This window comes from Pseudomonas sp. M1 (assembly GCF_022760135.1).
Lineage (GTDB): Bacteria > Pseudomonadota > Gammaproteobacteria > Pseudomonadales > Pseudomonadaceae > Pseudomonas > Pseudomonas citronellolis.
Genome location: NZ_CP094343.1, coordinates 3,276,721 through 3,290,457 on the forward strand (window position 1 = coordinate 3,276,721; position 13,737 = coordinate 3,290,457).

At 68.3% G+C, this 13,737-nt stretch carries 14 protein-coding genes; 9 read left to right on the forward strand and 5 right to left on the reverse strand.

Annotated features, from left to right (window positions below; translation table 11 throughout):
* Positions 1 to 76 precede the first annotated feature (76 nt).
* From PM1_RS14695 to PM1_RS14705, 3 genes are all read right to left on the reverse strand, one after another.
* Positions 77 to 322: a 4Fe-4S dicluster domain-containing protein gene (locus PM1_RS14695; protein ID WP_009622146.1), complete on the reverse strand. Its 246-nt coding sequence runs from the start codon at positions 320 to 322 to the stop codon at positions 77 to 79.
* Positions 323 to 564: 242 nt separating this feature from the next.
* Complete coding sequence (locus tag PM1_RS14700) at positions 565 to 2,307, reverse strand: fumarate reductase/succinate dehydrogenase flavoprotein subunit (RefSeq protein ID WP_009622145.1); 1,743 nt, start codon at positions 2,305 to 2,307, stop codon at positions 565 to 567.
* Positions 2,304 to 3,053: a GntR family transcriptional regulator gene (locus PM1_RS14705; protein WP_009622144.1), complete on the reverse strand. Its 750-nt coding sequence runs from the start codon at positions 3,051 to 3,053 to the stop codon at positions 2,304 to 2,306. The genes PM1_RS14700 and PM1_RS14705 overlap by 4 nt, the downstream gene beginning before the upstream one ends.
* A 306-nt stretch (positions 3,054 to 3,359) precedes the next feature.
* Here PM1_RS14705 and PM1_RS14710 point away from each other — a divergent pair, with 306 nt between their 5' ends.
* The gene (locus tag PM1_RS14710; RefSeq protein WP_009622143.1) at positions 3,360 to 4,319 is read left to right on the forward strand and encodes an alpha/beta fold hydrolase; all 960 of its coding nucleotides are present in this window, start codon (positions 3,360 to 3,362) and stop codon (positions 4,317 to 4,319) included.
* Here PM1_RS14710 and PM1_RS14715 read toward each other — a convergent pair.
* Positions 4,307 to 5,524 carry an MFS transporter gene (locus PM1_RS14715; RefSeq protein WP_009622142.1) on the reverse strand — a complete coding sequence of 406 codons (1,218 nt, stop codon included), beginning with the start codon at positions 5,522 to 5,524 and terminating at the stop codon, positions 4,307 to 4,309. The genes PM1_RS14710 and PM1_RS14715 overlap by 13 nt on opposite strands.
* A 73-nt stretch (positions 5,525 to 5,597) precedes the next feature.
* Positions 5,598 to 6,515, reverse strand: coding sequence for an AraC family transcriptional regulator (locus PM1_RS14720; protein WP_009622141.1), 918 nt, complete (start codon positions 6,513 to 6,515; stop codon positions 5,598 to 5,600).
* Positions 6,516 to 6,619: 104 nt separating this feature from the next.
* Here PM1_RS14720 and PM1_RS14725 point away from each other — a divergent pair, with 104 nt between their 5' ends.
* The 8 genes from PM1_RS14725 (at position 6,620) to PM1_RS14760 (ending at position 13,723) form a co-directional block, all read left to right on the forward strand.
* Entirely contained in the window at positions 6,620 to 7,174 is a 555-nt protein-coding gene (locus PM1_RS14725) for a carboxymuconolactone decarboxylase family protein (protein WP_009622140.1), read from the forward strand.
* A gap of 54 nt (positions 7,175 to 7,228) precedes the next feature.
* A complete protein-coding gene (locus tag PM1_RS14730) occupies positions 7,229 to 8,290 on the forward strand; it encodes an acyl-CoA dehydrogenase family protein (RefSeq protein ID WP_009622139.1) in 1,062 nt (353 codons plus the stop codon).
* On the forward strand, positions 8,287 to 9,123 hold the full coding sequence (locus PM1_RS14735; protein ID WP_009622134.1) for an ABC transporter ATP-binding protein: 837 nt from the start codon (positions 8,287 to 8,289) through the stop codon (positions 9,121 to 9,123). Before PM1_RS14730 ends, PM1_RS14735 begins: the two co-directional genes overlap by 4 nt.
* Positions 9,089 to 10,288, forward strand: a complete 1,200-nt coding sequence (locus tag PM1_RS14740; RefSeq protein ID WP_009622133.1) for an ABC transporter substrate-binding protein — start codon at positions 9,089 to 9,091, stop codon at positions 10,286 to 10,288. Before PM1_RS14735 ends, PM1_RS14740 begins: the two co-directional genes overlap by 35 nt.
* Positions 10,285 to 11,046 carry an ABC transporter permease gene (locus PM1_RS14745; RefSeq protein ID WP_009622129.1) on the forward strand — a complete coding sequence of 254 codons (762 nt, stop codon included), beginning with the start codon at positions 10,285 to 10,287 and terminating at the stop codon, positions 11,044 to 11,046. Before PM1_RS14740 ends, PM1_RS14745 begins: the two co-directional genes overlap by 4 nt.
* An 81-nt stretch (positions 11,047 to 11,127) precedes the next feature.
* Positions 11,128 to 12,045, forward strand: a complete 918-nt coding sequence (locus PM1_RS14750; RefSeq protein WP_009622127.1) for a ketopantoate reductase family protein — start codon at positions 11,128 to 11,130, stop codon at positions 12,043 to 12,045.
* A 410-nt stretch (positions 12,046 to 12,455) separates the two neighbouring features.
* Positions 12,456 to 12,746: a hypothetical protein gene (locus PM1_RS14755; RefSeq protein ID WP_152604524.1), complete on the forward strand. Its 291-nt coding sequence runs from the start codon at positions 12,456 to 12,458 to the stop codon at positions 12,744 to 12,746.
* Between the two features lie 53 nt (positions 12,747 to 12,799).
* Complete coding sequence (locus PM1_RS14760) at positions 12,800 to 13,723, forward strand: hypothetical protein (RefSeq protein ID WP_009622125.1); 924 nt, start codon at positions 12,800 to 12,802, stop codon at positions 13,721 to 13,723.
* The last annotated feature ends 14 nt before the right edge of the window (positions 13,724 to 13,737 follow it).

The following is a 13,737-nucleotide window of genomic DNA, read 5'->3' on the forward strand; positions in this document are numbered from 1 at the left end:
GGTTGTCGTTGTGGGTGCAGGAGCGCGCCCTGCGCGCTAATCGCGGGCAGGGCCCGCTCCTACAGGAAGCTGTCGTTCAACGCAGCAGGTAGGGAATCTCCACCTTCACCGCACCGGTCGGGCAGTCCTTCTCGCAGGGCATGCAGTACCAGCATTCGTCGAAGGCCATGTAGGCCTTCTGGGTGGCCGGGTTGATCGCCAGCAGGTCCATCGGGCAGACCTCGACGCAGACGGTGCAGCCCTTGTCGGCGATGCACTTGTCCTCGTCCACGGTGACCGGGGCGCTGGAGCGGAAGAAGATTTCCTGGGGTTGGTGGGGCATGGCACGGTTCCTCGTGGTGTTGCTGGCCGGTCTTGGTGACGGTGGTTTGGTGGTTCGGGGGAGGCGGCGGCTCACCACCCTCTCCCCAGCCCTCGGCTGCGCGCCCCGCCCTGAAGGGAGAGGGGGCCGTTCGGAGGTGCTTGGTAACTTGGCGTCATCCTGAAATCTGCGGGTTCCCGCTGCACGGACAGCTCCCTCTCCCGCTTGCGGGAGAGGGCGGGGGGAGAGGGGCTCTAGGGCTCCTAGGCCGCCTCGTTCTTCACCCGCAACCGCCCGTAGGCCTTCTGCTCCTCGTCGTCCAGGGCGATCAGGTACGGCTCCACCGGCTTCTTGAAACTGGTCATCTCGCCGCTCTCGTCCTTCTTCAGGTGCGCATGGCAGAACCACTCGGCGTCATTGCGCTGCGGATAGTCCACGCGGTGGTGGTACAGGCCCCAGCGGCTCTCGGTGCGGAACAGCGAGGCGCGGGCGGCCATCTCGGCGCAGTCGCGGATCACGCTGACTTCCATGGCGCGCATCAGCTCGTGGGGGTTGTTCGCCTTCAACTGCTCCAGGTCGCGGCCGATCTCGGCGAAGCGCTGCAGGCCGATCTCCATCTTTTTGGTCACCTTCGGCGGCTGCAGGTAGTCGTTGACCATGCGCCGCAGCTTGTACTCCACCTGGGCCGGCGGCAGGCCGTGCTCGCGCCTGAGCGGGGCGAAGACGCGTTCGCGCTCGCGCTCCACCTGGGCCTGGTCGACTTCGCTGAAGTCGCGCTCGGCCACGTACTGCGCGGCGTTGCTGCCGGCGAACCAGCCGTAGGTGAAGGCGCCGAGCATGTAGTTGTGCGGCACTGCGGCCATGTCGCCGGCGGCGTACAGGCCCTTGACGCTGGTCTCGGCCTTCTCGTTGACCCACACGCCCGAGGCCGAGTGGCCGGAGCAGAAGCCGATCTCGGAGATGTGCATCTCCACCATCTGGCTGCGGTAGTCGGTGCCGCGGTTGGCGTGGAACTGGCCGCGGCTGGGGCGCTCGTTGCCGTGGAGGATTTCCTCGATGGTCTGGATGGTCTCCTCGGCCAGGTGGTCCAGCTTGAGGAACACCGGGCCGTTGCCGCCCTCCAGCTCCTGGTGGAATTCCCACATCATCTGCCCGCTCCAGTAGTCGCACTCGATGAAGCGCTCGCCCTTGGCGTTGGCGGTGTAACCGCCCAGCGGGCCGGTGACGTAGGCGCAGGCAGGGCCGTTGTAGTCCTTGATCAGCGGGTTGATCTGGAAGCATTCCAGGTTCGAAAGCTCCGCGCCGGCGTGGTAGGCCATGGCGTAGCCGTCGCCGGCGTTGGTCGGGTTCTCGTAGGTGCCCATCAGGTAGCCGGAGGCGGGCAGGCCCAGGCGCCCGGCGGCGCCGCAGGCGAGGATCACCGCCTTGGCGCGGATCACCTGGAACTGCGCGGTGCGGCAGTCGAAGCCGAGCACGCCGTTGACCGCGCCCTCGGCGTCGGTGAGCAGCCGGGTGGCCACCAGGCGGTTGGTGATCTCCACCCGCGCGCGCTTGAGCTGGCGGTAGAGCACCTTCTTGATGTCGTGGCCCTCGGGCATCGGCAGCACGTAGGCGCCCATGTGGTGGACCTTCTTCACCGCGTAGTCGCCCACCTCGTCCTTCTCGAACTTCACGCCCCAGCGGTCGAGCTGTTCGATGGTCTCGAAACTGTGGGTGGCGTAGGCGTAGACGGCGGCCTGGTTGACGATGCCGTCGTTGGCCACGGTGATTTCCTTGGTGTATTGCTCGGGCGTGGCGTGGCCGGGGATGACGGCGTTGTTCAGGCCGTCCATGCCCATGCTGATGGCGCCGCTGCGCTTGACGTTGGCCTTGTCCACCAGCAGCACGCGCAGCTCGCGGTTGGCTTCCTTGGCCTTGATCGCCGCCATGGGGCCGGCGGTGCCGCCGCCGATGACGACGATGTCGTAGGCGCTTTGCTTGTCTTCTGGGAGGTCGCTGTGGCTCATGCTCGGGGGCCCTTGTGACGGTCGATGCGCAGGCGGTACTGGAAGGCGTCGCCGCGGTAATAGAGGTGTTCGTAGTCCAGCGGCTGGCCGTCGGCGCCGTGGGTGAGGCGCTCGATGCGCATCACCGGCGAGCCTTCCTCCAGCTCCAGGGCGGCGGCCAGCTCGGCGTCGGCGAGGATGGCGTCGATGGCCAGGTCGGCATGCCCCAGGGGCAGGCCGCAGTCGTTCTCTAGGATCAGGAAGATGTCGCGGCTCACCAGGTCGGCCTTCTCCAGCCGGCGGCCGACGGCCTCGGGCAGGTAGGTGACCTCCAGCGACACCAGCTCGCGGTTGACCAGGCGCGCGCGCTTGATCTGCGCCACGCTGTCGCCCTCGGCCACCTGCAGGCGCACGGCCACCTGGGCGTCGGCCGGCACGAAGCGGAAGCTGCGCAGGCGGTTGATCACCTCGTAGCCGCGTTCGCCCATGGACTCGGCCAGGCCCTGCAGGGTGCTGACGTTCTGGAACGCCTTGGGCCGGGCGACGAAGGTGCCCTTGCCGTGGATCTTGAAGATCAGGCCTTCCTTCTGCAGGTCGCCCAGGGCCTGGCGCACGGTGATGCGGCTGACGCCATGGGCCTTGCCCAGCTCGGCCTCGGAGGGCATGCGGCTGAGCGGCGGGTAGCTGCCGTCGAGGATGCGCGTGCGCAGCAGCTCCTTGAGCTGGCTGTACAGCGGGACAGGGGAGAGGGGGAGTAGTTCGGTCATGGCTATGACTTGTTATGACGAGTTGTGGGGCGACTATAGGGGAATAAGAATCGGGGTGTGAAAGATCGGATTTGCATATGGATATATGCATGTAGGGCGTATAACCGTTCGCGGTTATACGCCGATACGCCGGGGTCATAGCCAACGCCCAGGTCAACCCCGGCGTCGCCGGGAATCAAGGCCAAACGGCGGATAACGCCGTAGGCGTTATGCGCCCTACAAAAGCCCCGCTATTCGTCCAGCGAATGGAAATGACGTCGTCACACCCCTGCTGCTAGCGTCCCGACAAAACCCCGGAGATTCGCCATGCAACCCATTGAGCGACGCCTGCTGCCGGTCAACGGCATCCACCTGTGCGTACACATCGCCGGCCCCGCCGATGGCCGTCCGATATGGCTGCTGCACGGCTTCCCCGAATGCTGGCACTCCTGGCGCGCGCAGATTCCGGCGCTGGTGCAGGCCGGCTACCGCGTGCACGTGCCGGAGATGCGCGGCTACGGCCGCAGCGACGCGCCCGAGCCCATCGAGGCCTACGACCTGCAGAGCCTGTGCGGCGACGTCCTCGGCGCCATGGACGCCCTCGGCCAGGGCCGCGCGGCGGTGCTCGGGCACGACTGGGGCGCCCTGGTGGCCTGGCACCTGGCGCTGCTCGCCCCGGAGCGGGTGGCGGCCCTGGCCACGCTGTCGGTGCCCTATGCCGGGCGGCCCAAGCGGCCGGCCACGGAGATCCTCCGCGAGGTCTTCGCCGGGCGCTTCAACTACATCCTCTACTTCCAGCGGCCCGGCGTGGCCGAGGCCGAGCTGGACGCCGACATCGAGCGCAGCCTGCGCCTGTTCTTCCGCGATGCCGGCGACGACGACCCCTTCCTCCAGGACAAGCCCGCCGACGCCCGCCTGTTCGAAGGCCAGCCCACGCCTCGGCAACTGCCGGCCTGGTGCGGCGAGGCGGACCTGGCGCATTACATCGAGACCTTCGCCGGCCGCGGCTTCCGCGGGGCGCTCAACTGGTACCGCAACTTCGAGCGCAACTGGCGCTTCAGCGAGCCCCTGGCCGGGCGCCAGGTCGGCCAGCCGACGCTGTTCCTGGTGGGCGACCGCGACCCGGTGGCGAGCCTGGAGGCCTATACCCTCAAGCGCATGCCCGAGGTGGTGGCGGACCTCGAACAGCACCGCCTGCAAGGCTGCGGCCACTGGGTCCAGAACGAGCGCCCGGCCGAGGTCAACGCCTTGCTGCTGGACTTCCTGGCGCGCCGCTACCCGGCCTGAACGGCGTCGGCGGCCGGTTCCGGCCACAGCGCCACCAGCACCAGCAGGGCGCCGACCAGCAGGTACGGCAGGCGCGGCTCGACGCCATAGAGCAGGCTGCCGGCCAGCGGCCCGAGCACCACGCCCAGGCCCTGGGCCGCGCCCATGGAGCCGGCGGTGGAGCCTTGCTCGTCGGCGTTCACCGCGTTGGCCGCCAGCGCCGAGAAGGCCGGGAACACCCAGCCCATGCCCGCCGCGGCGACGAAGAAGGCCAGCCACAGCTGCCAGGACTGCAGCGCCAGGCTGGTGCCGGCGAAACCGATGCCGGCCACCAGCGCGCCAACGCGGATCAGCCGCTGCGGCGCCCAGTCCAGGCGGCGCACCAGCAACTGGGCGAGGATCAGCGCCACGCCCACGCAGGTCAGCGCCACCCCGGCGGCCTGGGCCGCCGCGCCCGGGGCCAGGCCCAGGCGGTCGAGGGCGAAGAAGCCCACGGTGATCTGCGCCACCGCCACGCAGAACATGGCGACGAAGGCCACCAGCATGGGCCGGCGCAGGCGCGCATCGCCCAGGCGGATGCTCTGCGCCACGCGCTGCAGGTGGTGCTCCTGGCTCTGCAGGCGGGTGAGCAGCGCCAGGAACCCCAGCAGCGGCAGCACGCTCATGGCGTACAGCGGCAGGCTCAGGCTGTGCCGGGCGAGCAGGGCGGCGATGGCCGGGCCCAGCACCATGCCCACGGCATTGGCCGCGCCCAGGCTGGCCAGGGCGGCGGCGCGCTGGCGCGGCGGGTAGTTGTCGGCGACCAGCGCCTGCCCGGCGGCCGGCAGCGCGGCGTAGAAGGCGCCCACCGCGCCACGCCCGAGCAGCAGGCCGAGGAACGACAGCGCGGCGATGGGCTGCAGGCGCAGCGCGGTATCGACGAAGACCGCCAGCAGCACGTAGGACAAGGTCACCCCGGCGCTGCCCAGCAGCAGGATGCGCCGCCGGCCCAGGCGGTCGCTGGCATTGCCCCAGGGCCGCGCCAGCAGCAGCCAGAGCACGCCGGACACGGTGACCGCCGCGCCTGCCTGCCAGGCCTGCAGGCCGAGCAGCCGGGCGATGGGCCCGACCAGCGAGACGAAGGCCATCATCGCCATGGTCCCGGCCATGCTGGAGAACAGCAGCGGGCGCAGGTCGAAACGGGCGTCGGCGGTAGCGGGCTGCGCGGCTTCGGTGGAATCGGACACAGCGGGCTCCTTGGGGTGAGGGAAGGCGCAAGGCTAGCACGGCGCTGAGAATTATTCTCGTTTGCTGGGCCTGTCAGCGCCCCTGGCCGCCGTCGCGGCCGCGCCGGTACGCCCCCGGCTGCTGCCCGGTGCTCTTGTGGAAGGCGCGGGTGAAGGCCGCCACCGACTGGTAGCCGACCGCCGCGGCCACCTCGGCCACGCTCTGGTCGGCCTTGAGCAGGCGGCAGGCCTGGCCCATGCGCAGGGCCAGCAGCACCTGGCCGGGGGATTGCCCGCAGGTTTCGTTGAAGCGCTTGAAGAAGGCCGAGCGCGACAGCCCGGCGCAGGCCGCCATGTCCTCCAGCGTCCAGGGCCGCTGCGGCTGCTCGATCATCCTTTCCAGCAGGCCGGTGAACTGCGGCTGCCGGGCCAGGGCCACCAGGCCGCCGAGGCCGGGGTTGTCCAGCACCTGCTGGCGCAGCACGTAGAGGAACAGCAGGTGGCTCAGGCGCTCCAGCAGCTGCTGCGAGGGCGCCGGCTGGCGCGCGCATTCCTCCAGGATGAGTTCGAACAGGCTGCGCGCGGCGCGTTGCGAGGGTTCCCCGGCGCGCAGCACCAGGTAGGCGGGCAGCGCCTCGATGATCAGCGCCGAGAGCCCGGAGTGGAAGTGGAAGAAACCGCAGACCAGGCCGACGCCGTCCTCGGCCTGCAGCTCCAGGGCGCTCATGGCTTGGCGCGGCTGGCAGGCGGCGGCCTCGGCGCTGGCGGCGTCGGACAGCCGGTAGGGCAGGTCGCGCAGCAGGAACACCGCGTCGCCGCCCTCCAGGCGCACCGGCGCCTCGCCTTCCAGGTGCAGCCAGCAATGGCCCTGCACCACCAGGTGGAAGCTGGCCCGGGCCAGGCCCTGGGTGGAGGCGTGCCAGCCGCCGCAGTAGCGGCCCACGTGGAACAGGCTGGCGTCCAGCTCCAGGCTGTCTAATAACCAATCGACAAGGGGGCTCGACGAAATCATCTAATGAAAAGACTCAGGAGCAAGTGATAGCGACTTTAGAATATTGAACGGTTTTCTTATTACCAACAGACTTTTCGACACCTACCGCACACGGAGTCGAACCCATGTCCCGCCTGCCCATCCAGACCCTCGACAGCGCCCCGGAAGCGGCAAAGCCGTTCCTGCAGAACGCGCTGAAGAACTCCGGCTTCATTCCCAACCTGCTCGGCGTGCTGGCCAACGCCCCGGCCGCGCTGGAGACCTACGTCACCGTCTCCGGCCTCAACGGCAAGGCCGAGCTGGGCCTGGCCGAGCGCGAGGTGGTCCAGCTGATCGCCGCCACCACCCACGGCTGCGACTTCTGCGTGGCCGGGCACACTGCGGTGGCGGCCAACAAGGCCAGGCTCCCCGAGGAAGTGATAGCCGCCCTGCGCGAACAACGCGAACTGCCGGAGCCGCGCCTGGAAGCCCTGGCCGCCTTCGCCCGCGAGGCCATCGCCAGCCGCGGCGCGGTCAGCGACGCGGGGCTCGCGGCCTTCCGCGCCGCCGGCTTCAGCGACGGCAATGCCCTGGAAGTGCTACTGGGCATCAGTCTGGCGACCCTCTGCAACTTCGCCAACGTGCTGGCGCAAACGCCGCTCAACCCCGAACTGGGCAAGTACCGCTGGGAAAAGGCCTGAGTTGCGCATGACCGGGTGGCTGCCCCGCGGCTGCCCGCCAAAAGGAGAGCGACCATGCTCGATCCGACCCTGAGCCACTGGCTCGACGCCCAGGCCGAGGCCCTCGACCTCGGCCATGCCGACCCGCAGTCGGTGCTGCCGCGACTGGCCGGCGCCGGGCTGTTCGGCATCGGCGTGCCCGAGGCGCGCGGCGGCGCCGGCGGCAGCCTGCTCGACGCGGTGGAGGCCATCGCCGCGGTGGCCGGCCATTCGCTGACCGCCGCCTTCGTCTTCTGGGGCCAGCGCGCCTTCATCGAATACCTGCTGCAGAGCCCCAACCAGGCGCTGGGCGAACGCCTGCTCGGCGAGCTGCTGGACGGCCGCCTGGCCGGCGCCACCGGGCTGTCCAACGCCATGAAGTTCCTCTCCGGCATCGAGAGCCTGCAGGTGCGGGCCACCCCGGCCGACCACGGCTGGACCCTGGACGGCCGTCTGCCCTGGGTGACCAACCTGCGCAAGGGCCACTTCGTGGTGGCTGCGGCCATCGAGCGCGAGGGCGCGGCGCCGCTGGTGGCGGCCATCCCATCGGCCAGCGCCGGCCTTGCGCGCTCCGACGACCTGCAACTGCTCGGCCTGCAGTCGAGCAACACCGCCGCCCTGGACTTCGACGGCGTGGCGTTGCCCCGCGAGTGGCTGCTGCACGACGACGCCCGGCGCTACCTGCCGCAGGTGCGCCCGGCCTTCCTCGGCTTGCAGTGCGCCATGACCATCGGCCTCACGCGCCGGGCCCTGGAAGCGGTGCGCGAGCACCTGGGCGGCAGCCGCTCGGTGCTGTGCGAGGAAGAGGAACGCCTGCGCGGCGAACTGGACGGCCTGGTCGAGCGCCTGCGCGCGGGCCTGTCCAGCGGCGAGTTCGCCAGCGAACCGGCGCGGCTGTTCCGCATCCGCATCGGCCTGGCCGAAGGCGCCGCCGCGGCGGTGCAGCTGGAGCTGCAGGCCAGCGGCGGCAAGGCCTACCTCAGCCGGCACGGCGCGGCCTTCGCCCGGCGCTGGCGCGAGTCGGCCTTCGTGCCCATCGTCACGCCCAGCCTGGTGCAGTTGCGCACTGAGCTGCAGCGCCAGGAGGCGCGGGCATGAGCGAGGTGCTGCTGCAGGCCGCCGGCGTCGCCCTGGGCTACCCCGAGGGCAAGGGCTGGCGCAGCGTGCTGGAAGGCTTCGAGCTGAGCCTGGCACCGGGGGAGGTGGTGTCCATCCTCGGCCCCAGCGGTGTCGGCAAGTCCAGCCTGCTGCGCGTGCTGGCCGGGCTGCAGAAGCCGGCGGCGGGCGGCGTGCGCCTGCTCGGCGAGGCCATCGACGGCCCGCACCCGTGCGTCGCCGTGGCCTTCCAGGACCCGAGCCTGCTGCCCTGGCTGAGCCTGGAGAAGAACGTCGCCTTCGGCCTGGACTTCGCCCGCCAGCCGAAGCTGGACAAGGCCACGCTGCACCAGCGCGTCGACCAGGCGATCGCCGCGGTCGGCCTGCAACAGGCGCGCGGCTACCTGCCGGCGCAGCTTTCCGGCGGCATGGCCCAGCGCGCCGCGCTGGCCCGCTGCCTGGCGCGCCAGCCGCAGGTGCTGTTGCTGGACGAACCCTTCGGCGCGCTGGACGAAGTGACCCGCGCCGACATGCAGCAACTGCTGCTGCAGGTGATCCACGAACGGCGCACCGCCGCCGTGCTCATCACCCACGACATCGACGAGGCCCTGCTGCTCTCCGAACGCATCCTGCTACTGGGCGACACCCCGGCGCGGACGTTGGGCGAATGGCGCATCGACCTGCCGCAACCCCGTGCGGAGCTGGTCGAGGAACTGGGCGCGCTGCGGGTCGAGATCCTCAAAACCCTACGGCGGGCGAGCCGATCCCACGCGAATTCCCACCCTGCGCCGGAGGCTGCCCATGTGCCTGGACGATCCCACTCATTCTCGACGTGACATTCTCAAACTCGCTGCGCTGCTCTCCGCAGCCGGCGCGCTGCCGCTGCTGACCAGCCTGCGCGCCCGCGCCGCCAGCGAGCCGGACGCCCCGGTGCGCATCGGCTACCTGCCGATCACCGACGCCACGCCGTTGCTGGTGGCCCACGCCAACGGCCTGTTCGAGGCCGAGGGCATCAAGGCCGAGCGCCCGGTGCTGCTGCGCAGCTGGGCGCAGGTGATCGAGGCCTTCATCTCCGGGCAGGTCAACGTCATCCACCTGCTGTCGCCGATGACCGTCTGGGCCCGCTACGGCAGCAAGGTGCCGGCCAAGGTGGTGGCCTGGAACCACGTCGGCGGCTCCGGCCTGACCGTGGCGCCGGACGTGACCGAGGTGAAGCAGCTGGGCGGACGCACCCTGGCCATCCCGTTCTGGTACTCGATCCACAACGTGGTGCTGCAGCAACTGCTGCGCGACAACGGCCTGGCGGCGGTGAGCAAGCCGGCCGACGCGGCGCTGGCGGCCAACGAGGTCAACCTGGTGGTGCTGCCGCCCTCGGACATGCCGCCGGCCCTGGCCGGCGGGCGCATCGCCGGCTACATCGTCGCCGAGCCGTTCAACGCCCTGGCGGAGAACCTCAAGGTCGGGCGCATCCAGCGCTTCACCGGCGACGTCTGGCGCAACCACGCCTGCTGCGTGGTGTTCATGCACGAGCACGACCTGAACGGCCGCCCGGAGTGGTCGCAGAAGGTGGTCAACGCCATCGTCAAGGCCCAGCTGTGGACCCGTGACAACCGCGCCGAGGCGGCGAAGCTGTTGTCCAAGGACGGCGCCAACCGCTACACCCCGCACGCGCCGGAATTGCTCGGCCGGGTGCTGGCCCCGGCGCCCGGCGAGCGCGAGAAGTACTTGGCCGACGGCGCCATCCGCCACGCCGACTGGCACGAGGAGCGCATCGACTTCCAGCCGTACCCGTTCCCCAGCTACACCGAGGAACTGGTCAGGCGCCTGAAGGACACCCTGATCCAGGGCGACAAGGGCTTCCTCGCCGCGCTGGACCCGGCGCACACCGCGCAGGACCTGGTGGACGACCGCTTCGTGCGCAACGCCCTGGCCCAGGTCGGCGGCCTCGGCGCCTTCGGCCTGCCCGAGGGCTTCGCGCGCAGCGAGGAGATCGCCACGTGACGGCGCCGGCACTCTCCGGCCGCCGCCACTGGCTGCTGGGCCTGGCCGGGCTGCTGGCGTTGCTCGGCCTGTGGTGGAGCGGCGTGCACCTGTTCGGCGGCGACGGCCTGGGCCAGCTGTTCTCGCCCCAGGCCACCCTGGCCAGCCTGGGCGAGCTGCTGGGCCGCGCGGAGCTGTACCAGCACGTGCTGGTGAGCCTCAGGCGCGTGCTGCTCGGCCTGCTCCTGGCGCTGGCGGTGGGCGTGCCCCTGGGCTTGCTGGTGGGCGCCTCGCGCAGCCTGGAGGCGGCCACCACGCCGGCCTTCCAGTTCCTGCGGATGATCTCGCCGCTGTCGTGGATGCCCATCGCGGTGATGCTGATGGGCGTGGGCGACCAGCCGATCTACTTCCTGCTGGCCTTCGCCGCGGTCTGGCCGATCCTGCTCAACACCGCCGCCGGCGTGCGCCAGCTCGACCCGCGCTGGCTGCAGCTTTCCCGCAGCCTCAGCGCCACGCCCTGGGAGACGCTGCGCAAGGTGATCCTGCCCGGCGTGCTCGGCCACGTGCTGACCGGCGTGCGCCTGGCCATCGGCATCCTCTGGATCGTCCTGGTGCCCTGCGAGATGCTCGGCGTCAGCGCCGGGCTGGGCTACTACATCCTCGACACCCGCGACCGCCTGGCCTACTCGGAACTGATGGCCATGGTCCTGCTGATCGGCGCCCTGGGCTTCGCCCTCGACGCCCTGGCGCGCAGCCTGTACCGCCGGCGGACGGGCTAGGCCATGCATTTTCCCGGCACTGCGTCTATATACAGGCAATGAGCCGGCGCCATCGCGCCGGGCAGCCGAGGAGGGTGGGCCATGCGCATTCTGGTGGTCGGGGCGGGTTCCACGGGTGGTTTCTTCGGCGCGTGCCTGGCCCGGGCCGGGCGCGACGTGACCTTCCTGGTGCGCGCCGGGCGGGCGCACCAGTTGCAGCAGGAAGGGCTGCAGGTGTTCAGCCCCCATGGCGATTTCGTGCTGACGCCGCAACTGGTCGGCGCCGAGCACCTGGACGGGCCCTACGACCTCATCCTGCTGACGGTGAAGGCCTACGCCCTGGAGGCGGCGCTGCGCGACATCGCCCCGGCGGTGGGGCCGGGCACGATGATCCTGCCGGTGCTCAACGGCATGCACCAGGTCGACGCCATCGTCGATCACTTCGGCCGCGGGCCGCTGCTGGGCGGCGTGTGCAAGATCGCCAGCACCCTGGACGAGCGCGGCCGCATCGTCCAGTACGGCACCCTCAACGAACTCTCCTACGGCGAGATGGACGGCGCCCGCAGCGAGCGCATCCTGCGCCTGGACGCACTGCTGCAGGACGCCGGCTTCGACGCCCGCCTGAGCCCCGACATCCACCGCGAGATGTGGGAGAAGTGGGTGCTGCTGGCCGCCCTGGGCGGCATCACTTGCCTGATGCGCGGCAACGTCGGCTCGGTGGTCGCCGCGCCCCAGGGCGAGGCCTTCGTCAACCGCCTGCTGGACGAGGTGGTGGCGGTGGTCCGCGCGGTGGGCCTGGAACCGCGCGATGCCTTCCTCGCCGAGGCGCGCCGGCAGCTGACCCTGCACGGCTCGCCGCAGACCTCGTCGATGTACCGCGACCTGGTCGGCGGCCGCCCGGTGGAAGCCGAGCAGATCATCGGCGACCTGCTCGGCCGCGGCCAGGCGGCCGGGCTGGACCTGCCGCTGCTGCAGGCGGCCTTCGTGCACCTGGCGGTGTACGAGCAGGGGATGGGCTGAGCGGGGTTGGAAGGACCAGTCGCTTCCTGAGTGCCTGCAGGAATAGGCCAGGCGTTGCAGGCAGCACTATAGCGGGGTGGCAATCGGATGGCCATTTCGATATCCGCCTGCTGGCCTCATCCGACGATCCTGAGTACTCCCCCCTGAGCGGACGGAGCGGTGCGCTTTGGGCCTGGCTATCCATCCATGGCGGCCATTGCCAGGGGCGGAGCCGGCAGATACTGGCAGCCGGATAACGCTGCTATTCATGCTCTCCACACGCCCTGGCACGAAGCGAGTCCGAGTCACTCATGGAATAACGGGCCATCGGACATCAGCACGAATGAGCGTTATCACACCAGAGTGAAATCCCCTCAGGATTCTCCAATAATCCGGGGCTTATGGAGGAAACCTCCTGTCAGTACTTTCAAGTGTCTTCCAATATCATGGGTTTATTGTTCCTTGTTGATATCTATAGCTGGCGGGCTGTTGAGATTTTTTGTTTCGCCTCCTTCCTGTTCGATCGGATAGTTGGAAAGTTCTCTATAGAGAATTACGTTGGTTTCCGTCGGGCGCTGATCTGGTTCTGTGCCTGGCTTAATCAAGAAAATCAACTGGAGACTGAAAACATGAAAAATCAAAACAGTGATGCTCTGGACGCCTCGGGGTTTAGTTGGCCGCCGCTTTCCTGGTCGCCTGCGCATGACGAGACGTCCATCTGAGTGCTGAATGTGAGGGAGGCGAAAGCCTCCCTCACTAGTGGAGGAGATGTGAGATGCATAGACAAAATGGAATTCTTGATCTATTCGACTCGAGTGAAGTCATCATCCTTAGCGACAACGAGACGTTTAATTCGCTGGTTTCCGAGCAGGGTTGGCCAACGGCAAATTTGGCTGAGTTATCGCGTGCTCCGCAATGCTCCGTGGTTTTTTCATTCAGTGATGCCGCAGCAATCCGTTCGCATGATTTGGCTGCACAGTATCCGGAGTCGCGGATGGTCTTTTGCGCTCTTCACGTCTTCGATGCTTCGCTGGAAACCGCCCTCTATTCCTTCGATCTCATGTGCGCCAGCGATTTCAAAAACGCATTGGAAAAACAATGCATTGCAGCGGAAATGATGGAAACCTCTTCTCGTTTGCGACTTTGTGGGCAGGGTGCCGATGGCTGGGTCGATCTGGACAGCTCGGTCAAGCCTTACGCGCTGCTCAAGAGTGTCGAGGGGCCCTTCGTTCATTCGGTAGCGGAGTTCTTCGAAGTGCACCACGCGCATTTGCATAGGAAGCAGGCCGCGCCCTTTTGGGTGAGTGGTGAGTTTTTGGTATCAGGCGTGCTTTCAGTCATGCGTCCGACGGGGCGACTCCCTTATGAAAACTCCACTCGTGACGTGGATGCATTCGTGCAGAAAGTGGCCGCCGCCAACTCGGTAAAAATGATCGTCACTGACAATAAGGTGACGTCATTTTGCATTGATGCCGAGGAACAAGTAGATTTCCTGCGAATTTTGGGTGGTGATCGTCAAGAGTTGGTAACAGAGTTTGCGATAGGTGTGAATGAAGCGATCGAGGAGAAAATCGACTATGCCAGAAACTCCCAGTTGAATGAGGGTATAGAGGGTATTCACCTGGCAATTGGTGACGGTGTTTCCGGATATCACATCGATTTTCTGTGCCCCTCGGTTGGTGTTGAAGTAGAAGGGTAAGTATTGGGGGCGGA